Origin of the sequence: Microbacterium sp., assembly GCF_031178445.1 — a bacterium.
Classification (GTDB): Bacteria; Actinomycetota; Actinomycetes; order Actinomycetales; family Microbacteriaceae; genus Microbacterium.
Genome location: NZ_JAPSIY010000003.1, coordinates 1 through 20,929, shown reverse-complemented (window position 1 = coordinate 20,929; position 20,929 = coordinate 1). Strand labels below are relative to the sequence as shown.

Annotated in this window: 21 protein-coding genes; 19 read left to right on the top strand and 2 right to left on the bottom strand. The window is 68.3% G+C overall.

Annotated features, from left to right (window positions below):
* Nucleotides 1-22 precede the first annotated feature (22 nt).
* The 7 genes from paaK (at nucleotide 23) to RIN43_RS05165 (ending at nucleotide 7,994) form a co-directional block, all read left to right on the top strand.
* The gene (gene paaK / locus RIN43_RS05195; protein ID WP_309128116.1) at nucleotides 23-1,318 is read left to right on the top strand and encodes a phenylacetate--CoA ligase PaaK; all 1,296 of its coding nucleotides are present in this window, start codon (nucleotides 23-25) and stop codon (nucleotides 1,316-1,318) included.
* Nucleotides 1,319-1,624: 306 nt separating this feature from the next.
* Complete coding sequence (locus RIN43_RS05190) at nucleotides 1,625-2,650, top strand: hypothetical protein (RefSeq protein ID WP_309127826.1); 1,026 nt, start codon at nucleotides 1,625-1,627, stop codon at nucleotides 2,648-2,650.
* 77 nt (nucleotides 2,651-2,727) lie between these two features.
* Complete coding sequence (locus RIN43_RS05185) at nucleotides 2,728-4,278, top strand: ABC transporter substrate-binding protein (protein WP_309127825.1); 1,551 nt, start codon at nucleotides 2,728-2,730, stop codon at nucleotides 4,276-4,278.
* A gap of 84 nt (nucleotides 4,279-4,362) precedes the next feature.
* Nucleotides 4,363-5,283, top strand: a complete 921-nt coding sequence (locus RIN43_RS05180; RefSeq protein ID WP_309127824.1) for an ABC transporter permease — start codon at nucleotides 4,363-4,365, stop codon at nucleotides 5,281-5,283.
* A complete protein-coding gene (locus tag RIN43_RS05175) occupies nucleotides 5,280-6,203 on the top strand; it encodes an ABC transporter permease (RefSeq protein WP_309127823.1) in 924 nt (307 codons plus the stop codon). Before RIN43_RS05180 ends, RIN43_RS05175 begins: the two co-directional genes overlap by 4 nt.
* A 1-nt stretch (nucleotide 6,204) precedes the next feature.
* Nucleotides 6,205-7,218, top strand: coding sequence for an ABC transporter ATP-binding protein (locus RIN43_RS05170; protein ID WP_309127822.1), 1,014 nt, complete (start codon nucleotides 6,205-6,207; stop codon nucleotides 7,216-7,218).
* Nucleotides 7,215-7,994 (top strand): ATP-binding cassette domain-containing protein, encoded by a 780-nt coding sequence (locus tag RIN43_RS05165; protein ID WP_309127821.1) that lies wholly within the window; start codon nucleotides 7,215-7,217, stop codon nucleotides 7,992-7,994. Before RIN43_RS05170 ends, RIN43_RS05165 begins: the two co-directional genes overlap by 4 nt.
* Before the next feature lie 21 nt (nucleotides 7,995-8,015).
* On the opposite strand, the gene RIN43_RS05160 is transcribed toward RIN43_RS05165, so the two are convergent.
* The gene (locus RIN43_RS05160) at nucleotides 8,016-10,133 is read right to left on the bottom strand and encodes a RecQ family ATP-dependent DNA helicase (protein WP_309127820.1); all 2,118 of its coding nucleotides are present in this window, start codon (nucleotides 10,131-10,133) and stop codon (nucleotides 8,016-8,018) included.
* A gap of 122 nt (nucleotides 10,134-10,255) precedes the next feature.
* Between RIN43_RS05160 and RIN43_RS05155 the strand changes: the two genes are divergently transcribed.
* The 12 genes from RIN43_RS05155 (at nucleotide 10,256) to RIN43_RS05100 (ending at nucleotide 20,177) form a co-directional block, all read left to right on the top strand.
* Nucleotides 10,256-10,675, top strand: a complete 420-nt coding sequence (locus RIN43_RS05155) for a pilus assembly protein CpaE (RefSeq protein ID WP_309127819.1) — start codon at nucleotides 10,256-10,258, stop codon at nucleotides 10,673-10,675.
* Nucleotides 10,676-10,750: 75 nt separating this feature from the next.
* Complete coding sequence (gene paaA / locus RIN43_RS05150) at nucleotides 10,751-11,731, top strand: 1,2-phenylacetyl-CoA epoxidase subunit PaaA (protein WP_309127818.1); 981 nt, start codon at nucleotides 10,751-10,753, stop codon at nucleotides 11,729-11,731.
* Nucleotides 11,731-12,036 (top strand): 1,2-phenylacetyl-CoA epoxidase subunit PaaB, encoded by a 306-nt coding sequence (gene paaB, locus RIN43_RS05145; protein WP_309127817.1) that lies wholly within the window; start codon nucleotides 11,731-11,733, stop codon nucleotides 12,034-12,036. The genes paaA and paaB overlap by 1 nt, the downstream gene beginning before the upstream one ends.
* Complete coding sequence (gene paaC / locus RIN43_RS05140) at nucleotides 12,033-12,875, top strand: 1,2-phenylacetyl-CoA epoxidase subunit PaaC (RefSeq protein ID WP_309127816.1); 843 nt, start codon at nucleotides 12,033-12,035, stop codon at nucleotides 12,873-12,875. Before paaB ends, paaC begins: the two co-directional genes overlap by 4 nt.
* On the top strand, nucleotides 12,875-13,393 hold the full coding sequence (paaD, locus tag RIN43_RS05135; protein ID WP_375163710.1) for a 1,2-phenylacetyl-CoA epoxidase subunit PaaD: 519 nt from the start codon (nucleotides 12,875-12,877) through the stop codon (nucleotides 13,391-13,393). The genes paaC and paaD overlap by 1 nt, the downstream gene beginning before the upstream one ends.
* On the top strand, nucleotides 13,393-14,559 hold the full coding sequence (gene paaE / locus RIN43_RS05130; protein ID WP_309127814.1) for a 1,2-phenylacetyl-CoA epoxidase subunit PaaE: 1,167 nt from the start codon (nucleotides 13,393-13,395) through the stop codon (nucleotides 14,557-14,559). The genes paaD and paaE overlap by 1 nt, the downstream gene beginning before the upstream one ends.
* Before the next feature lie 137 nt (nucleotides 14,560-14,696).
* A complete protein-coding gene (locus tag RIN43_RS05125) occupies nucleotides 14,697-15,467 on the top strand; it encodes an enoyl-CoA hydratase/isomerase family protein (RefSeq protein ID WP_309127813.1) in 771 nt (256 codons plus the stop codon).
* A 162-nt stretch (nucleotides 15,468-15,629) separates the two neighbouring features.
* Nucleotides 15,630-16,526, top strand: coding sequence for an RNA polymerase sigma-70 factor (locus tag RIN43_RS05120; RefSeq protein WP_309127812.1), 897 nt, complete (start codon nucleotides 15,630-15,632; stop codon nucleotides 16,524-16,526).
* 62 nt (nucleotides 16,527-16,588) lie between these two features.
* Complete coding sequence (locus RIN43_RS05115; protein WP_309127811.1) at nucleotides 16,589-16,924, top strand: hypothetical protein; 336 nt, start codon at nucleotides 16,589-16,591, stop codon at nucleotides 16,922-16,924.
* A gap of 79 nt (nucleotides 16,925-17,003) precedes the next feature.
* Nucleotides 17,004-17,768 (top strand): SDR family oxidoreductase, encoded by a 765-nt coding sequence (locus tag RIN43_RS05110; protein WP_309127810.1) that lies wholly within the window; start codon nucleotides 17,004-17,006, stop codon nucleotides 17,766-17,768.
* Nucleotides 17,765-18,517 carry an SDR family oxidoreductase gene (locus tag RIN43_RS05105; protein ID WP_309127809.1) on the top strand — a complete coding sequence of 251 codons (753 nt, stop codon included), beginning with the start codon at nucleotides 17,765-17,767 and terminating at the stop codon, nucleotides 18,515-18,517. Before RIN43_RS05110 ends, RIN43_RS05105 begins: the two co-directional genes overlap by 4 nt.
* A gap of 136 nt (nucleotides 18,518-18,653) precedes the next feature.
* Nucleotides 18,654-20,177: an ATP-dependent DNA ligase gene (locus tag RIN43_RS05100; RefSeq protein WP_309127808.1), complete on the top strand. Its 1,524-nt coding sequence runs from the start codon at nucleotides 18,654-18,656 to the stop codon at nucleotides 20,175-20,177.
* A gap of 1 nt (nucleotide 20,178) precedes the next feature.
* Here RIN43_RS05100 and RIN43_RS05095 read toward each other — a convergent pair whose 3' ends face one another.
* Nucleotides 20,179-20,688: a phosphoribosyltransferase gene (locus RIN43_RS05095; RefSeq protein WP_309128115.1), complete on the bottom strand. Its 510-nt coding sequence runs from the start codon at nucleotides 20,686-20,688 to the stop codon at nucleotides 20,179-20,181.
* Nucleotides 20,689-20,929: the final 241 nt, after the last annotated feature.

Sequence of the window (20,929 nt, the reverse complement as noted above, 5' to 3'; positions counted from 1 at the left end):
CGAACCGGAGTTCCCGATGTCGATGATGACAGAACCGGCCGCAGACACCCTCGACGCCGCCGAGCGGCTGTCCCGGCCCGAGCTCGAGGCGCTGCAGCTCGATCGACTGCAGTGGACGGTGCGCCACGCGTACGAGAACGTGCCGCACTACACCCGCGCGCTGGACGAGGCCGGGGTGGCCCCCTCCGACATCCGATCGCTCGAGGACGTGCGGCTGCTGCCGTTCACGACCAAGGAGGATCTGCGGCAGAACTACCCCTTCGGCATGTTCGCCGTGCCGATGGAACAGGTACGCCGTGTGCACGCATCGTCGGGGACGACGGGCCGCCCGACCGTCGTCGGTTACACCGAGACGGATCTCTCCAACTGGGCGGACCTCATCGCCAGGTCGCTGCGCGCGTCCGGCGTGCGCCCAGGGATGAAGGTGCACAACGCCTACGGGTACGGGCTGTTCACCGGTGGGCTCGGCGCGCACGCGGGAATCGAGCGCCTCGGTGCGACCGTCATCCCGATGTCCGGCGGCCAGACGGCAAGGCAGGTGCAGCTGATCCGCGACTTCGAGCCGGATGCGATCCTCTGCACGCCGAGCTACCTGCTCACGATCGCCGACGCCATGGAGGAGGCGGGCATCGATCCCGCGTCGACATCGCTGAAGGTCGCCGTGCTGGGCGCAGAGCCCTGGACGAACGAGATGCGCGCCGAGCTGGAACGACGCCTCGGCATCGATGCTCTCGACATCTACGGACTCAGCGAGGTGATGGGACCGGGCGTCGGCAACGAGTGCGTCGAGACGAAGGACGGCCCGCACATCTGGGAGGATCATTTCCTCCCCGAGGTCGTGGACGACGAAGGGCGTCCCCTCCCGGACGGAGAGATCGGCGAGCTGGTGTTCACATCCCTGACCAAGCAGGCCTTTCCCGTTCTACGCTACCGCACACGCGATCTCACGCGGCTGCTGCCCGGTACCGCTCGGCCGGCGATGCGGCGCATCGAGAAGATCACCGGTCGCAACGACGACATGATCATCCTGCGCGGCGTGAACCTGTTCCCCACCCAGATCGAGGAACTCGTGCTCGGCATCGAGCACCTCACTCCGCACTTCGTGATCGAACTCACCCGCGAAGGCCGCATGGACGCCATGTCGGTGCGTATCGAGCGGCACCCCCATCTGGATCGCGAGGTGTGCGAGGCCGCCGCCGTCGTGCTGGCCGAGCGCATCAAGACCCACATCGGCTCGAGTGTCGCGGTGCGCCTGGAGGAGCCCGGTGCACTGCCGCGCAGCGAGGGCAAGTACAAGCGGGTGTACGACCTGCGCTGAATCGTCATCCCGCAACAGAGGAGCCCCGGCGGCCTGCTCGTCGGGGCTCTTCATCGTCAATGGCCGACTGGGCGGGCATAGGTATACCATTTCCACGCGTCAGAGGCCTGAAATCTCCTGCATTTACGCCGATCTACTCCCGCACCTTCACATCGATCCGATTTTGGTATACCTTCGGTAATACGTCACACGCGGCATATCGCAGCACTCTCAGACCTACTCGACGCGTGCGACCCGCCCTCGATACCCACTCGACGATGAGTGAGACCGGCGCCCTCCGGCTCACGGACAAGGACGACCAGCGACATGGCACGAAGCATTCACGGGACGGGAAACGGCGCGATCTTCGTCGTAACGGAGAGCCATTCCGACCGCATCGCCTTCGTCGATCTGACCGATCGGGAAAGCCCGGTGCAGAGCGAGACCGTCGTCGGGGCGGCTCCCTGGGCGATCGCAGCCCACGAGCCATCGCGTCGCGCTTATGTGACCACGGCAGAAGGCCTGGCGGTCGTCGATCTCGACTCCCGCGAGCGTCTCGCCTTGGTGCCTTACATCGACCAGCCCGACGACATCGCGTACGGCGAGTACCGCGCCGGCGGGACCGGAGTCGTGGTCACGCCCGACGGATCGGCCGTCTATGCGGGCGTTCATCGTGAGGGTCGCCTGTCGACGGTGGAGCGCTTCGACCCGGCGACCGGGGCGTTCACCGACTCCTTCGAGGTGGGCGACCGCCCGTTCGACGTGCAGATCTCCCCCAGCGGCCACGAGGTGTACACGATCGACCACGACTCGTTCACCCTGCACACGATCACGGTCGCAGACCACACGGTGACACGAGTGGAGGTCGCTCCGTTCGGCACCGAACTCGGCCTGCTCTCCCACTACAAGCCGCACTACGCCGCGGTCGCGCAGGACGGCACCCTGTACCTGCCCTTCCAGGGTCAGGGCCTCGTGATCTACTCACCCGAGACGCGTGAGTACGACACCGAGCCCATGACCGCCGATTCCCACCAGCACGGCGTGGGACTCACCTCCGACGGCCGACTGTTGGTCGTCGGCGTCGGGCCGATCGGCGGGGCCACCCTCGGGCCGAGCCTGACGATCCGCGATCTCGCCACCGGCACCGAGACCGTCGTCCCCCTCGACAAGGGGCACGAGAACCCGACCGAGTGGCTCGACTCGCCGGACGGCCGCCCCAAGGCGGTCCTCACAGGCGGGTCCACCAGCCGCGGGCCGTGGGACGGCATCGCCGTGATCGACCTCGAGTCTCATGAGATCACCGAGTTCGCCGTGCCGAACCTGCCCCAGATGGGCGTCTTCATCGCGGCGTGAACGCCCGAAACATCCCTCACCTCACCCGAACCCTGGTCGACGTGCGGAATGGACCGCATGTCGCAAGAGAGGAAGCTATGTCCACCCACAAGCCCGCACTGCTGCGGCTCGCCGGCATCGGCGCCGCCCTCGCCGTCAGCGCCGCGCTGCTCACCGGATGCATGGGGTCCGCCGCGTCATCCGGGTCCTCCGGATCCGGCGACACGTCCGGAGGATCCGCCACGCTTGCCATGCCGGCGGAGCCCGCGAACATCGACCCGATCATGATGCGCTCCCTGTCGGCGTGGAACATGTACTACGCCGTGTTCGACGGCCTGACCCGCATCGCGTCCGACGGCTCCATCCAACCCGGCCTCGCCGAATCGTGGACCTCGAACGACACCCAGGACGTCTGGGAGTTCACGATCCGCGAGGGGGTGAAGTTCCACGACGGCACCGAACTGAAGGTGTCCGACATCGTCTACACCTACGAGAAGATCCTGGCGAGCGACACCTCCACGAACCGCGTCGCCATCGCGATGATCGACACGGTCGAGGAGGTCGATGAGAAGACCATCCGCTTCACCCTGAAGAACCCGTTCAGCGCCTGGCTGAGCCAGGTCGGCACGATCGGTATCGTCCCGGAAGCCGACTACGAGGCCAAGGGCGCGAAGTTCGCCGACGCGCCGGTGGGAACCGGCCCGTACAGCTTCGTCGCCTGGAATCACGGTGTGGACTACCAGGTCAAGCGTTTCGCGGACTACTGGGGCGACGCCGCCAAGCTCGACAACGTGACCTTCTCGTTCGTCGGCGCCTCTGACGCACGTGTCACGGGCGTGGAGTCCGGCACCCTCGACGCCGCGATCATCCCCGAGAACCAAGTGCCCGTCATCGAGGGCTCCGGAACCGCGCGCGTCGTCGAGGCCACGTCGAACAAGGTCACGCTGCTCGGTGTCAACACGACCGCCGGGGCACTGCAGAATGCCGACGTGCGCCGTGCGATCGCGATCGCTGTGGACCGCGATCAGATCATCGACCAACTCCTCGAGGGCTTCGGCACGCCGACCGGACAGCTCGTCGCCGAGGGCGTCACCGGCTACGTCGAGGACTACCCGACCCCCGACTTCGACCAGGACGCGGCGAAGAAGCTCGTCGATGAATCCGGCTACGCCGGCGAGGAGATCACTCTGCAGTACGCCAGCACCGGCGGCGGCCCCACCGACGCCGAAGTGGCTCAGGCCATCGCGGGCAACCTCGGGGAGATCGGCTTGAACATCAAGCTCGTCGGCTCCGAGCAGTCGAGCCTCAGCCTGAGCATCGCCAATCACCAGATCACCGGTCTGTACCTCAATCACTGGTCGCCCTCGAGCATGGACGGCGACGTCGTCGTCTCGCAGCTGCTCGCCGGCGGTCCGGAGGACTACGCTCGCGACCCCGAACTGGCTGCCAAGTATCTCGAGCAGCAGGCCGCAGGCGAAGAGGACCGGGTGCAGGTCTTCCGCGAGATCTGGGAACACAACACTGAGAACGTCTACAGCATCCCGCTCTGGCAGGCGAAGAACGCCTACGCGGCCTCGACCTCCCTGGACTGGGCACCCGCTGTCGACGGCATCTACCGCATTGCGGAGATCGCCCGCACCGACGGTTGAGCCTCGTGTGGGGCCGCGCGAATCCGCGCGGCCCCACACGCTCTTCCCGCCTCCAACCCACCCGCCTGAGACGGAGAGTCCGAGATGGCCTCATACCTCGTCCGCAGAGTCCTGCAGGCGATCGCGACCCTGTTCATAGCCGTAACGATCGCGTTCATCCTCGGGCGCGCTTCGGGCAAGCCGGCCGCGCTGATCCTCACCGAGGGCGCCACGACCGCGCAGATCGACGAGCTGAACGGCAAACTCGGCTTCAACGACCCGCTCGGCGTGCAGTACCTCAACTACCTCACCGGCTTGCTGCGCGGCGACTTCGGCGTCTCGTACCGCAATCCCGGCCAGTCGGCGATCGGCATCATCGCCGAACGGCTGCCCGCGACGATCACGCTGGCGATCACTGCCTTCCTGATCGGCCTCGTGCTCGCCGTGATCGCTGCCACGCTGATCCACATCACCGGCAGTCACACCCTGCGGGCGCTGTTCGTCTGGACGGGGTCGCTGCGCCAGTCGGTCCCCGACTTCTTCTTCGGCGTCGTGCTGGTGCTGGTGTTCTCGGTCGCGCTGAGCTGGTTGCCCAGCCTGGGCTACAGTGGCACGCCGTCACTGGTCCTACCCGTCGCCACGATCGCCACTGCGCAGTTCGTGCTGTACGTGCGACTGCTCGACGCCGCGCTCGGCGAGCAGACCACCGCGGACTACGTCCGCACCGCGTACGCCCGAGGCAAGGGCCACCGGTCGGTCGTCCTCTCCGAGATGCTCCCCAACGCCTTCCTGCCCGTCCTCACCGTCGCCGGCCTCAACCTTGCCGGTCTCCTCGGCGGCACGATCATCGTCGAGCAGGTGTTCGCCTGGCCCGGCATCGGAACAGCGCTGATCGGCGCCGTCAGCCAACGCGACTTCGCCGTCGTGCAGGCCGGCCTGCTGGTGGTCTCGCTGATCTTCGTCGTCGTCAACGTGGCCGTCGACATCCTCTACTCCCTCATCGACCCCCGGGTGAAGCTCTCATGACCGACACCGTGACGTCCGCTGACGTCGTGACCATGACCGACACCGTCACGATCGCGCAGACCGATCCTTCGCCACGCGGTCGTCGCCGCCCGCATCCGCGCCGGGGCCGCGTCCTGTCGAACCTGGGCGGCATCGTCGTCCTCGTCACGGTCATCGCCATCGTGTGCGTGCATCTATGGCCGGGGTTCGACCCGTACGGGCAAGACCTCTCGGCAGCCCGTCTCGCCCCCTTCGTCGACCCCGCCCATCCGCTGGGCACGGACGCGGTCGGCCGCGACCTGCTCAGCCGCCTCGCGGCGGGCGGTACGACCACGCTGTGGATCACGGCGGCGGTGATCGTGCTCAACATGCTCGTCGGCATGGTCTTCGGCCTTCTCGCGGGCTTCTTCGGCGGCTGGTTCGACAGCGTCATCGCCCTGGTCACGGACGTCAGCCTGGCGATGCCCGCCGTGCTGCTGCTCATCGCCCTCTCAGCGATCTTCGGCCCCAGCGCACTGCTCATGATCCTGGTGCTGGGTTTCACGCACTGGATGAGCTTCGCCCGCCTCGCCCGAGCCACGGCGCTGTCGCTGCGACACCGCGATTTCGTCCTCGCACCGCAGATGCTCGGCGCTTCGTCTCCCCGGGTGATCTGGACTCACATCCTCCCCCACGTCGTACCGCAGATGCTCATCGTCGCCGTGACGAGCATCGGCTCCGTGATCCTGCTGCAGGCCGGGCTCGACTACCTCGGCCTCGGCATCCAGCCCCCGGATCCGACCTGGGGCGGGCTCATCCTCGACGGGCAGAAGTACCTGCGAATCGCTCCCTGGCAGTCGATCATTCCCGGCCTCGCGATCTTCCTCGTAGTCGGGGGAGCACAGTTCTTCAGCCAGAGGTACACCGCCGAGAACACCCAACCGCTCCGGAAGGTCCGCTGACATGCCCCCAGCCGCACAGCCTCCGATGCTGGAGGTCGAGAACCTCGTGATCACGACGCACGACCCCTCCGGGGCCCCGGTCCGTCTCGTCGACGGCATCTCGTTCACGGTCGACGAGGGCGAGGTCGTCGGCATCGTGGGCGAGTCCGGGTCGGGTAAGAGTCTCACCGTGCTCGCGATCATGGGCCTGCTTCCGGTCGGCCTGGAGGTCACCGAAGGATCCATCCGCTGGCGAGGCCAGGAACTGATCGGGATGACCGATCGCGAACTGCGGCGCAGGCGCGGGCGCGACTTCGGCATGATCTTCCAGGACCCGATGACTGCGCTCAACCCGATCCGCCGGATCGGATCGCAACTCGCGGAGGCGGTACGCCTGCACCAGAATGTCTCCCGGTCTGCCGCTCGCGAGCGGGTGCATGCCCTGCTGGGCAGGGTCGGCGTCCCCGATCCCGTCCGTCGTGCCCGCGCCTACCCGCACGAGTGGTCGGGCGGCATGCGCCAGCGCGCAGTGATCGCGATGGCCATGGCGAACGACCCGGCGCTCCTGATCGCCGACGAGCCGACCACGGCACTCGACGTCACCGTACAGGCGCAGGTGATGCAGACCCTGGCCAAGGCCCGTGAAGAGCTCTCTTCGGCGCTCGTGCTGATCACGCACGACCTCGCGCTGGCCGCACAGAACGCCTCACGGATGATCATCATGTACTCCGGCCGGATCGTCGAGAGCGGCACCGTGCGCGAGATCTTCCTGCACCCGACGCATCCATACACTCAGGGACTGCTGCGGAGCCTGCTGTCCGAGGGCGACGAGCGTGCCTACGCGATCCCCGGCAACCCGCCCTCGCCGCGCCTGCGGCCACCGGGCTGCGCGTTCGCGCCCCGCTGCGAGCTCTCCGCAGGGCGGTCGGAATGCACTCAATCACGACCGCTGCTCCAGCTGCGGCCCAACGAATCGCGCTCGGCGTGCCACTTCGCCGATGAACTGGTCGGTGCAGCAGAGGGGAAGGCATCATGACCGACGCGCTGATCGAGGTCGACGACCTCCACGTCACCTACGGCCGCCGCGGCGCGGTCAGCCGAGGGAGAGGCGTGCAGGCGGTCCGCGGAGTGAGTCTGCAGCTGCACGCGGGGCGGACGCTCGGGCTCGTCGGAGAATCCGGATGCGGCAAGTCGTCGCTCATCCGTGCGCTGTTCGGGCTCAGCCCGATCGTGGCCGGCACCGTGCACGCCTTCGGGGAGGACATCACGAACCTGCCTTCCCGCCGCCGTCGTCGCCTGGGCGGGCGCATGCAGATGGTGTTCCAAGACCCCTACTCCGCGCTGGATCCGCGTATGACCGTGCACGAGATCGTCGCCGAGCCGCTGCGGATCACCGGACGCTACGTGCGCGACGACGTAAACGACCTGCTGGACCGCGTCGGGGTCAGCGCCGAGATGGCGCAGCGACGGCCCGGCGAGTTCTCCGGCGGTCAGCGTCAGCGCGTCGGCATCGCCCGCGCACTCGCGCTGAACCCGCAGGTGCTGGTGCTCGATGAGCCCGTCTCCGCCTTGGACGTGTCGATCCAGGCGCAGATCCTCAACCTGCTCGACGATCTGCAGCAGGAGTTCCAACTTGCGTACCTCTTCGTGTCCCATGACCTCGGCGTCGTCCGGCACGTTGCGGACGACGTGGTCGTCATGAACGCCGGGGAGTTCGTCGAGACGGGCACGATGAGCGAAGTCTTCGATGCTCCTCAGCACGCATACACGCAGACGCTGCTCGCCTCGATCCCACGCGTCGACATCGAGTGAGCACGACGGGCGCGACCGCCGTCAGCCCCGCAACGCGAGAACGAAGGGCAGCACCTCGGTCGCGCCCGCACGGCGGAGCTCCCGAGCGGCGACCGTGAGCGTCCATCTGCTGTCGACCTGATCGTCGACGAGCAGCACAGGGCCGGAGGGGATGTCGATGCCATCGGCACTGAAGCGGTTCCAGAGGCCGGCGAGTCGGAACACGCTGTTACCTCCGGGTCCACCGCTCGGCCCGCCGTTCGCCCCCTGGAGGGCACCCAGGTACGGCAGCCGCCCCACTTCCGCCAGTCCACGTGCGAGCGACTCGACCAGCAGAGGTCGTGAGCGCGAGGGCACAGCGACGACGGCCGCCGGTCTGCGAGCCCAGTCCCACGCGGCGAGCACCCGCACGCAGGCATCCATCACCGGCGCCGACACCGGTGCATCCGCCGCCCCCGCCGAGAACATCTCCCGCAGCGCGCCGCCCCAGCCGAGATCGGTGAGTCGTGCAAGAGCGCGCCCCTCCCCCGCCTGCTCGTCTGCGGGAATGCGCCCCTTCACCGCAACACCCAGCCGCTCGGCACCCGTCGGCCACTGTCGACGCGGCTCGATCGGCACGCCGACGCGATCGAGAGAGGAACTCGCCGCAGCGCCCGCATCCGCGGCGATCTCGCGTGGAAACCACGACCCGGCGCAGTTGTCGCATCTGCCGCATGGCTGCGCTGTGTCGTCGTCGAGCGAGCGCTGCAGGAATTCCATCCGGCAGCCGTCGGTCCGCTCGTACTCGATCATGTGCTGCTGTTCGGCCCGTCGCTCGGCGGCGATGCGCTCATAGCGCTCCGCGTCGTACTTCCACGGCTGGCCGGTGGCGATCCAGCCGCCCTGCACGCGGCGCACGGCGCCGTCGACGTCGAGCACCTTGAGCAGCAGTTCGAGCGGAGTGCGCCGGATGTCGACGATCGCCTCGAGCGCCGGGGTCGAGACGGGCGCATCTCCCAGCGCGGCGATGACGCGCTCCGCCCGCTCGCGGTCGGGCATCGACGCGGTCGCGAAGTAGTGCCAGATGTCACGGTCCTCGGCACCCGGCAGCAGGAGCACGTCTGCGCTGTCGCTCGCGCGGCCTGCGCGTCCCACCTGCTGGTAGTACGCCACGGGCGACGACGGCGCCCCCAGGTGCAGGACGAATCCGAGGTCGGGCTTGTCGAATCCCATGCCCAGCGCAGAGGTCGCGACGAGCGCCTTCACCTCGTTGCGCTTGAGCATCCGCTCCGACTCCTCGCGTTCCTCGGCATCCGTCTGTCCGGTGTAGGCACGCACGTCGTGACCGTTCTCGCGCAGCAGCCTGGCGGTGTCGACGGCGGCGGAGACGGTGAGCGCGTAGATGATGCCCGAGCCGGGCAGGTCGCCGAGATGGCTGAGAAGCCAGGCCAGCCGCTGCGCGGATCCCGGCAGTTGAAGCACGCCGAGGCGCAACGAGGAGCGGGCGAGCGGGCCGCGGATCGTGAGCACCTCCCGGCCGTCGGCGTCCCCGCCGCTCACCCCCAGCTGCTCGACCACGTCGGCCACGACACGGCTGTTCGCCGTGGCCGTCGTGGCGAGAACAGGGACGCTCGGCGGCATGCCAGCGATGAGGTCGCGAAGGCGCCGGTAGTCGGGTCGGAAGTCATGCCCCCAATCGCTGATGCAGTGCGCCTCATCGACCACCAGCAGCCCGATGCGACGCACGAGGGCGGGCAGCTGCTGCTCGCGGAACGCGGGGTTGTTGAGCCGTTCGGGCGAGACGAGCAGCACGTCGACCTCGTCCCGATCGAGCCTGGCGGTCACCTCGTCCCACTCATGCGCGTTCGTGGAGTTGATGGCGACCGCGCGCACGCCCGCGCGCTCGGCCGCCGCGATCTGGTCTCGCATCAGCGCCAGCAGCGGTGACACCAGCACGGTCGGTCCCGCGCCCTGCCGGCGCAGCAGCAGGGTCGCGACGAAGTACACCGCCGACTTGCCCCACCCGGTGCGCTGCACGACGAGTGCCCGACGGCGCTGCTCGACGAGCGCGGCGATCGCCTCGTACTGGCCCTCGTGGAAATCGACGTCTGAGCGCCCGACCAGTTCGCGCAGCGCGGCGAGGGCGGCCTCGCGGGTCTCGGCCGATCTCTGGGAAGCCATGACTCCACTCTGCCGCACCCCGCGGACATGAGTCTTCGAGCATCCACAGGCGCACCGGGGAGGACCGTACGTCGTGACTCCACGCTCGCCGGGGCGAGGCCGCACTCGTCTAGCGTGGAGTCATGATCAGCCGCGAACTCGCCGTCGCCCTGCGCGATGCCGGACTGGTGTGGCATCCGGCCAGCGGCGATCGCTTCCAGCTGGACCTGCCCGACACCGTCGAGCTCGAGGTCGAGGCCGAGATCTTCACCGTGAGCGAGATGACCATCGAGGCTCGGCGGACGCCGACCGGCACCGATCTGGCGTTCAACGGCACGACCGAATGGGCGCTGGACTCGGTGCGGCTCGCCGACGCCGTGTGGCTGCCGCGCGAGGATCAGCTGCGGGAGCTTCTGCGAGGGACCTTTCGCCGGCTGGTCCGTCTGACCGACTCCTTCCTCGTCGAGGTCGAGATCGCCGGAGAGATCCTGCGGTTCGAGCATCCCGACCCATCCGAGGGGTACGGCAGGGCGCTGCTCGAACTCATCAGCCGCTCCCGCTGACCCACCGGGCTTGCGCCCAGGATGCCGTCGTGTCAAAATTACCTAACGATCGGTCAGTAAACTCAGGAGTCGATGATGACCAGCCCCGCAGACCTGTCGCTCGTGGACGGCGACGTCGCCGACAAGGAGCGCATCTTCGATGAGCTCGTCGCGAACGAGCAGCGCATCGAGCCGCGCGACTGGATGCCGGATGCGTACCGCAAGACGCTCATCCGCCAGATCTCGCAGCATGCGCACTCCGAGATCATCGGGATGCAGCCGGAAGGCAACTGGATCACGCGCGCGCCGAGCCTGAAGCGCAAGGCGATCCTGATGGCCAAGGTCCAGGACGAGGCGGGCCACGGGCTCTACCTCTACTCCGCCGCGCAGACGCTGGGCATCACCCGCGACGAGATGATGGACCAGCTGATCAGCGGAAAGGCGAAGTACTCCTCCATCTTCAACTACCCCACTCCCACCTGGGCCGATATGGGGGCGATCGGCTGGCTGGTCGACGGCGCTGCCATCTGCAACCAGGTGCCGCTGTGCCGAGCCTCGTACGGCCCTTACGGCCGCGCGATGGTGCGAGTGTGCAAGGAGGAGTCGTTCCACCAGCGACAGGGTTTCGAGATCCTGCTTACCCTGATGCAGGGCACCGAGGAGCAGCGGCAGATGGCACAGGATGCCGTGAACCGGTGGTACTGGCCGAGCCTGGCCATGTTCGGCCCGCCTGATGACCAGTCCCCCAACTCGGCGCAGTCGATGAAGTGGAAGATCAAGCGGTTCTCGAACGATGAGCTGCGCCAGCGGTTCGTCGGGATGCTGGTCCCCCAGGCGGAGATCCTCGGTGTGACGCTGCCCGACCCCGAGCTACGCTACGACGAGGAGTCCGGCCGCTACGAGATGGGCGATATCGACTGGGACGAGTTCTTCGAGGTGCTGCGCGGCAACGGCCCCTGCAACGCCGAGCGTCTGGAACGGCGCCGCACAGCACACGAGGAGGGCGCCTGGGTGCGCGAGGCCGCGGCCGAGTATGCCCGCAAGCAGGCCCTGCGCGCGGCGGGGAAGGTGGCGTGATGGCCACACCCGGCGGATCCCCCGAGGAGACCTGGCCCCTGTGGGAGGTCTTCGTCCGCGCGAACCGCGGACTGAGCCACGTGCACGTCGGCTCGCTGCACGCGCCGGACGCGGCCATGGCCGTGCGCAACGCGCGCGATCTGTACACCCGCCGCGGCGAGGGCGTCTCGATCTGGGTCGTCCCTGCGGAGGCGATAACCACCAGCGACCCGGACGGCAAGGGCGCGTTCTTCGAGAGCCCGGCGGGGAAGAACTACCGTCACGCCGTGTACTACACCGCGTCCGAGGGGGTGCCTCACCTGTGAACGCCCCGCACCCCGACGATGCGGAGAACGTGCACGGCGACGTCTCCGTCGCGGAACTCCGCCTCTCCGAGGAGCTCGCCGGCACCGGTGAGCGGGCGACGTCTGCTGATGTCGCCGAGTACGCACTGTGGCTGGGGGATGACGCGCTGATCCTGTCGCAGCGGCTCGGGGAGTGGATCTCGCGAGCACCCGAGCTGGAGGAGGACGTCGCTCTTGGCAACATCGCCCTCGACCTGCTCGGTCACGCGCGCTCGCTGTTGCATTACGCCGGATCGTGGGACGGGCGAAGCGAAGACGACCTGGCGTACTTCCGCGATGAGGAAGAGTTCCGTAGTTCATGGCTCGTCGAGCAGCCGAACGGCGACTTCGCGCAGACCATGGCGCGCCAGTTCATCGCCTCGGCGTACATGTACGAGCTCTACCGGGCGCTGAGATCGTCGTCCGACCCGACGCTCGCGGCCATCGCGGAGAAGTCGCTCAAAGAGGTCGACTACCACCGCGACCACGCGGTGCAGTGGGTGCTGCGGCTCGCAGGGGGCACCGAGGAGTCCCGCGGGCGGATGATCCGCGCGTTCGCTGACATCTGGCCGTACACCGACGAGCTCTTCCGCGACGAGCCACTCATCGAACGTCTCGGAGACGCCGCCGCGCGCCCGTCGTCGCTGCGCACGGGCTTCGACGCGGTGGTCGAGACCGTGTTCCGCGAGGCGGATCTCGAGGTGCCCGTCGCCGCGGCGTCCTCGGCGGGCGGCAGGCGCGGCATCCACTCCACACCATTCGGCCACCTGCTCGCCGAGATGCAGGTGCTGGCCCGGCGACACCCTGGCGCGAGCTGGTGATCACGGTGACGACGAAGCAGCGCACCACTCGCCAGGAGCGCGCCTGGCAGGTCGCAGCCCGTGTCGCCGACCCCGAGATCCCGGTGCTGACCATCGAGGACCTCGGGGTGCTGCGAGGAGTGTCCGTCGGCGTCCGCGACGGTCGAGAGCACGTGCGCGTGGAGATCACGCCGACGTACAGCGGGTGCCCGGCGATGGACGCGATCCGCGACGACGTCGTGCTCGCCCTGACCGCAGACGGCTTCGGCGACGTGGACGTGCACCTCGTGCTGACTCCGGCATGGACGACCGACTGGATGAGTGAGGACGGCAAGCGCAAGCTCGCCGAGTACGGGATCGCACCGCCGACCGGCCGCGCTGCGGCATCCGGTCCGATCCGGCTCTCGCTGAGCGTGCGGTGTCCGCGCTGCGGATCACTCGACACGAAGGAGGTCTCGCGCTTCGGATCCACCTCGTGCAAGGCGCTCTACGAGTGCCGCGCGTGCCTGGAGCCCTTCGACCATTTCAAGGTGATCTGATGTCGCTTTTCCGTATCCCGGATGCCGCGCCCGTACCCGAGCCGCTCGAGACGGCGCCCGCGGGTTCGCGCCACCGGGCTCGTTTCCACACCCTCACCGTCTCCGAGGTGCGCCCGCTCACCGATGACGCGATCGAGGTGAGTTTCTCGGTGCCGGCAGAACTCGCGCACGCCTATGACTACAAGCCAGGCCAGTACGTCGCGCTGCGCGTGCACCTCGAGGGCGCAGAAGTGCGGCGCTCCTACTCGCTGTGCCGTCCGCCCGCGCCCGCGACCTCGGGTGGCACGAGCCTGAGCGTCGCCGTCAAGCGCGACGAGGGCGGCCTGTTCTCGACCTGGGCGCAGACCGAGCTCACCCCCGGCTTCGAGATCGACGTCATGAGCCCGCAGGGAACCTTCACGTCGGATCTCGCCGAGCTCGACGGAGCTCACGTAGTGGGCATCGCCGCGGGCTCGGGCATCACCCCGCTGATGTCACTCGCTCACCATCTGCTGGAGGCATCCGCCACCACTCGCTTCACCCTGCTGTACACGAACAAGTCGACCGGCGATGTGATGTTCCTCGAGGAGCTCGCCGAGCTCAAGGACCGCTACCCGACCCGTCTCGTGCTGCATCACGTGCTCTCCCGCGAACAGAGGACCGCACCGGTGCTGTCGGGGCGCATCGATGAGCAGCGGCTGCGCACGATCCTCGACACGCTGATCCTGCCGACGAGCGTCGACGAGTGGTTCCTGTGCGGACCGTTCGCTCTCGTCGACCTGTGCCGCGAGGTTCTGGCCGACCTCGGCGTACCCCGCGAGCACGTGCGCTTCGAGCTGTTCACCACCGGTGACGCACCGGCCGAGCGGGGCCCGCGCCCGGTCGAGGTCCACAAGGGCGAGAAGGCGTACCGCATCGAGATCAGCCTGGACGGCGTCTCGTCGACCGTCGAGAGCCCGGTAGACGCGCACGAGTCGGTGCTGAACGCGGCGCTTCGCGTGCGCCCGGATGCCCCGTTCGCCTGCTCGGGAGGCGTGTGCGGCACCTGCCGAGCCCGCGTGATCGAGGGCAGCGTCACGATGACCGAGAACTACGCCCTCGAGCCCGACGAGATCGAGCGGGGCTACGTGCTCACCTGCCAGTCCCACCCCACCAGTGACCGGATCGTCGTCGACTACGACGTGTGAGGCGCTGCTGTGTCACCATACAGATGGCTGGAGATCGGCCGGGCGGCGGCAAGCCGGGCCCGTTTTCTCCGGCCGTCCGTGCACTTCTCCCGCCACCCGTCGCCGCGGCAGCCGCGGTCGCAGCCGAAGGAGCATTCATGATCGACATCGCATACACCGGCGACGTCGCCCACATCACCCTCAATGCGCCGGACAGGCTCAACGCGCTCGACGAGCAGGCGTTGCACGGGCTGGATGCCGCGTACGACGAGGCGGAGCGCGCGGGTGTGCGCGCCCTCGTGCTGCGCGGTGAGGGGCGCGCGTTCTGCGCCGGGCGCGACATCTCCGCCGTCGATCCGCGCAACGACGACGTCATCGGCTATCTGGGCGGCATCGTCACTCCTCTCCTCAAGCGCATGTCGGAGTTCCCCGCGCCCACGTTCGCGGTGGCGCACGGCGCCTGTCTCGGCGTCGGACTCGGTCTGCTCATCGCCACGGACGTGGTGTACGTCGCCGAGACGGCCAAGATCGGATCTCCCTTCGCCGCGCTCGGCGCGACACTGGATTCAGGAGGGCACGCCCTCTTCCTCGACCGTCTCGGCCACCACAAGACACTCGACCTGATCTACACCGGTCGGCTGATGTCGGGCGCCGAGGCTGTGACGGCGGGACTGTTCTCGCGGGTGTTCCCCGACGAGGAGGTCGTACAGGCGACGCAGGATGCCGCCGCAGCAACCGCCGGCGGTGCCACCAGGGCGTTCCTCGCGAGCAAGCAGCTGGTGCGCCGCATCCGCGACGAGCGTCTGGCGCTGTGGGAAGCGGTCGAGATCGAGAACGCCGCGCAGGCCGCGCTGTGCGACACGGAGGACTATCGCGAGGGCTTCGCCGCCTTCCAGGAGAAGCGCAGACCGGGGTTCCGCGGCCGCTGATCGCCGGGTCGCGCACGTCGATCTGCTCTGGTCAGCGCGAGCCGCCTCCGCCTTCGACGACCGCATGTCACAGAAACGAGTGCCGTACGGTCAGATAAGCGGGGAACCGTGCGACTCCGAATGGAGGCGCACGCCAGGTCCCCGCGATGGAAGAGGTTGACGATGACGGCCGACGATCGAACTGCGCATGCTCTCGACGACGCCCTCGCCGTGTTCGGCGCGCAGCGCCGGCGACTCTTCGGTATCGCGTATCGGATGCTCGGCACCGTGACCGACGCAGAGGACGTCGTGCAGGACACCTGGCTTCGATGGCAGGGCACCGACCGCGCCGCGGTCAGGGACCCTGCGGCGTTCCTCACCACGGTCGCCACCAGGCTGGCCATCAACTCTCTGCGCTCCGCGCACACCCGGCGCGAAACCTACATCGGCCCATGGCTACCCGAACCGGTGAACACCGACGACGATCCCGCGCTCGGTGCCGAGCGGGCCGAGGCGCTGCAGTTCGCGATCCTGCTGACACTCGAGAAGCTGACGCCCAACGAGCGGGCCGCCTACATCCTGCGCGAAGCCTTCGACTATCCGTATGCCCGGATCGCGGAGATCATCTCTACGAGCGTCGTCAGCGCACGCCAGCTCGTGAGCCGGGCCCGTACGCACATCTCATCGGAGCGTCACTCCGATGTCGAGCCATCGGCGCAGCGGCGACTGCTTGCGGCCTTCCTCTCCGCCGCGCGCAGAGGCGACGCCGCCGATCTCGAGAAACTGTTCGCCGACGACGTCGTCAGCTACTCCGACGGCAACGGCGTGAAACTCGCGGCACGCATCCCCGTCGTCGGTCGGACACGTGTCGCGAAGTTCATCGCCGCGTTCGCGCACCATTTCTGGACGGGGAAATCGATCGAATGGGTCGAGGTGAACGGCCAGCCCGGTGTCGCTCTGATCGAGAACGACACGATCACGACGATGGTGACCCTTACGGCGTCGCGAGACGGCATCACCCGGCTGCTCTGGGTGATGAGCCCGCAGAAGCTCGGTCACGTCGCCGCGGACGGCGCGTGAGCGGCACAGCCCGTCCCCCGCGCCCGCGGCGGATGTTGTCGACGGACCACGAGGGCGAGACGATGAAGCGACTCGCCGTCGCGATCGCCGGCGCACAGCAGGATGCCGTCCGAGCCCTGCTGCACGCGGACGTGACGCTCGTCATCGACAGCGGTGGCACGGGACCCATCGACGGCACCTCATGCGAAGGCCGCGATCCGGTCGCCAGGGCCCTCTGCGAGCTGATGCCACCCGAGATATCGCTGAAGCGCACTGCCATGAACGGCACCACCGGACTCGCCGTCATCCGGGACGCCAGGGTCATAGCCGCCATCAATGCCGAGGTGACGACTGGTCTGGTGCGCACCGTCTGGATCGTCAGCAACCCGCATAAGCTGCGGCACTGGAATCGCGGCTGACCGTCGCTGTCACATCCACGGGGCGCCTCCGGTCATTCCTGGTGGAGCATCCACTCCGCCCACGAAGGAAGGAACCGCAATGGCAAAGATCGTCGTCATCGGAGGCACAGGCCTCATCGGCTCGAAGGTGGTCGCGAAACTCGCCGCGCGTGGCCACGAAGCCGTCGCAGCATCCCCGGGCACCGGCGTGAACTCCGTCACCGGAGAAGGTCTCGATGCCGCGCTGTCCGGCGCCGACGTGGTCGTCGACGTCTCCAACTCGCCCTCGTTCGAGAAGCAGGCGGTGCTCGACTTCTTCACCGCGTCGACCCGCAATCTGCTGGGGGCCGGGAAGCGAGCAGGCGTGGGCCATCACGTCGCGCTGACCATCGTCGGCACCGACCGCCCGCAGAACATCGACTACTTCCACGCCAAACGAGCGCAGGAGCAGTTGATCGAGGCATCCGGAACGCCCTACTCTTTCGTGCACGCGACGCAGTTCTTCGAGTTCATCGGAAGCATCGCGCAGACCGTCGACACCGACGGCGAGGTGCGCCTGCCCGGCGCGCTGATCCAGCCGATCGCGGCAGAGGACGTAGCCACCGCCGTGGCGCGGACTGCGGCCGGCGCCCCGATGAACGGCGGCATCGAGATCGCCGGCCCTGAGGTGTTCACCATGGACGAGTTCATCCGCCGCGGGCTCGAGTTCCGAGGCGACTCGCGCGTGGTCGTCCGCGATCCGGATGCTCAGTACTTCGGCGCGCACATCGACGAGCGCACGCTTCTTCCGGTCGATGGTGCGCAGATCTTCTCCACGACGCTGGCCGAATGGCTGCCCGAGAACAGCCCGGCGAAGCACGCATGAGGATCGTCGTGGTCGGCGGCACCGGCCTGATCGGGGCACGGGTCGTCACGCGGCTGCGCGGGCTCGGACACGACGCGATGGCCGCCGCACGGGCGACCGGAGTCGATTCGTTCACCGCCGACGGGTTGGAGGCTGCCCTCGACGGCGCGCAGACGCTCATCGACGTCTCGAACTCGTCGTACTTCGATGAGGCCGGCGCTGAGGAGTTCTTCTACACCTCGACACTGAACCTGCTGACGTACGGCGCCGCCGCGGGCGTCTCGCATCACGTCGTGCTGTCCGTGGTCGGCACCGACAGGCTCGCTCGTAGCGAGGGAGGCTACTTCCGTGCGAAAGCGGCCCAGGAGCGACTGGTCGTCGAGTCAGGTCGCGCCTATTCGTTCGTGCACGCCACCCAGTTCTACGAGTTCGTCCGCAGCATCATCGAGGAGGCAACGCGAGAGGGCGTGACCAGGGTGGCGGACGCGCTGTTCCAGCCGATGGCGGCCGACGACGTCGCCGCGGCCGTCGTCGCAACCGCACTCGGCGATCCGGTCAACGGCGTGGGCGAGTTCGCCGGGCCCGAGGTGTTCTCACTGCAGGAGATGGCGAAGCGGGAGCTCAGGCTGCGCGACGACGACCGCGAAGTCACGGCCGACCCGCTGGGCACCTACTTCGGCGCTCGTCTCGAGCGGCGCGAGCTGCTGCCCGGTCCCGGTGCGACGCTCTCGACGCAGACGTTCCACGACTGGCGGGTCGCCAACGGCTGAGATCCGCGGTCCCGCCCGCAGGGGAGCCTTCGTGATCGCGCCGTCACGGAGGTCTCCCCTGCGCGATCGCGTGGACCGCGGGTGCCGCCCGGGTGGGCAGCACCCGGATGTCGGAATCCGGTGCGAGAATGCCGGGATGATGCTCTCGGAGGTCGTCGCCACCGCCGACGATGTCGCCGCCACGTCGTCGCGGCTCGCCAAGATCGAAGCGCTCGCACGCCTGCTGACGAGAGCCGAGCCGCATGAGATCGCGACTCTCGTGGGTCTGCTGCAGGCTTCACCGAGGCAGGGACGGCTGGGCGTCGGATGGCGCACGATCGCCGGTCTCACGGTCGAGCACGCGAGTGCCCCGAGTCTGACGATCGGAGATGTCGATCGCGGCCTGGATGCTCTCGCCGCTGCGTCCGGCTCGGGGTCCGCGGCTGCCAGGCACGACCTGCTCGCCGACCTGGCGGAGCGCTCCACAGCGACCGAGTGGGACTTCCTCGCCCGTGCGATGCTGGGCGAGCTGCGTACCGGCGCCCTCGCCGGCGTACTGCTCGACGGCGTCGCTCGCGCCTCGGGCAGGCCGGCGGCGTCGGTCCGCCGCGCGGCGATGCTGTCTGGCGACCTCGGGGAGACCGCCCTGATCGCTCTCACCGGAACCGGCGAGGACCTCGACGCCGTCGGGCTCGCCGTCGGCCGGCCCGTCCTGCCGATGCTGGCCTCGACCGCGGCGACGCCGGCAGCGGCGCTCGAGTCGACGGGCAGCGCCTCCGTCGAATACAAGCTCGACGGAGCACGCATCCAGGTTCATCGCGACGGCGACGAGGTCAGCGTATACACCCGCAGTCTCGCCGACATCACGCATCGGGTGCCCGAGATCGTCGAGATCGTGCGATCCCTGCCGGCGCAGGAGCTGATCCTCGACGGCGAGACGCTGGCACTCGACGAGGACGGCGGTCCGCGTCCTTTCCAGCAGACCATGTCGCGCTTCGGCGCCGACGTCTCGCGCGAGCTGCTGCTCAGGCCCTGGTTCTTCGATCTGCTGCGCGTCGACGGCCGCGACCTGATCGACGAGCCGCTGTCGGTGCGTCTGACCGAACTGGAGCGGGTGGTCGGCGAGTGGCGCATGCCAGGGGTCGTGACCGACGATCCCGATGCGGCCGAACAGCTGTCGCGCGAAGCGCTTGCGGCCGGTCACGAGGGCGTGGTCGTGAAGGCGATCGACTCGCCGTACACGGCGGGACGGCGCGGGAAATCCTGGGTCAAGGTCAAGCCCGTGCTGACCTACGACCTCGTCGTGCTCGCGGCCGAATGGGGGTCTGGGCGCCGCCGGGGCTGGCTGTCGAACCTGCATCTCGGCGCGCACGACCCCGAAGGGGAATTCGTAGAGCCCGGCGGTTTCGTCATGGTGGGCAAGACGTTCAAAGGCCTCACCGACGAGCTGCTCCGGTGGCAGACCGAGCGCTTCCCGGCGGTCGAGACGCACCGCACGGCGCAGGCCGTGTTCCTGCGACCCGAGTTCGTCGTCGAGATCGCGATCGACGGCGTGCAGCGTTCGCCCCGGTACCCGGGCGGGATCGCACTGCGCTTCGCCCGCGTGAAGGCGTACCGGCTCGACAAGACACCGGCGGATGCCGACACCATTCAGACCCTGCGCGCGCTGCTGCGCGGATGAGTCACGCGGAAGGCGAAAGCCCCCGGTCCTCCTCCACGACAGTGCCCTTGTACGACCACGGGAAGTCGATCCAGAGATCGGTGTCCTTCCAGGCGTAGTCCGGCTGGATGATCGTCGTGGGCTTGGTGTAGATCGTCACCGATCGCACGTCGGCGCCCTTGTCGTTCAGCAGCTGCACGGCGAGGGCGAGGGTGCGGCCTGAGTCCGCCACGTCGTCGACGAGCAGCACGCGGCGACCGTCGAGGTAGGCCATGTCCAGCTCCGGCGGCAGTACCTCGGGCGCATCGAGCACGGTGCCGATGCCGGTGTAGAACTCGACATTGATCGCGCCGCAGTTCTTGGCGCCGAGCCCGTAGGCGATGGCGCCCGCCGGAAGCAGTCCGCCGCGAGCGATCGCGACGACCACCTCCGGCACGAAGCCGCTGTCCAGAATGGTGCGCGCGAGTTCACGCGTCGCATCCCCGAAGCCGTCCCAGGTGAGAGTCTCGCGCTCGAGCGCCGCATCCGTCATCTGTTCATTCTCGCCCATCACGACCCGCTTACCGTGACGATGCGGTAGAAACGAACGAGAGGCATCACCCGAAGCGATGCCTGTCAGTCCGCAATCTCCCGAGGTCATCAAACCATGTGCCGCCTGTTCGCTTTCGTCTCTCCCGATCAGTCCACCGCCGGTGGCGAATTGGGCCCGAGCGGCATCGAGAGCCTTCTCACCCTGGCACGCCTGCACGGCGACGGCTGGGGCTGGGCCGGTG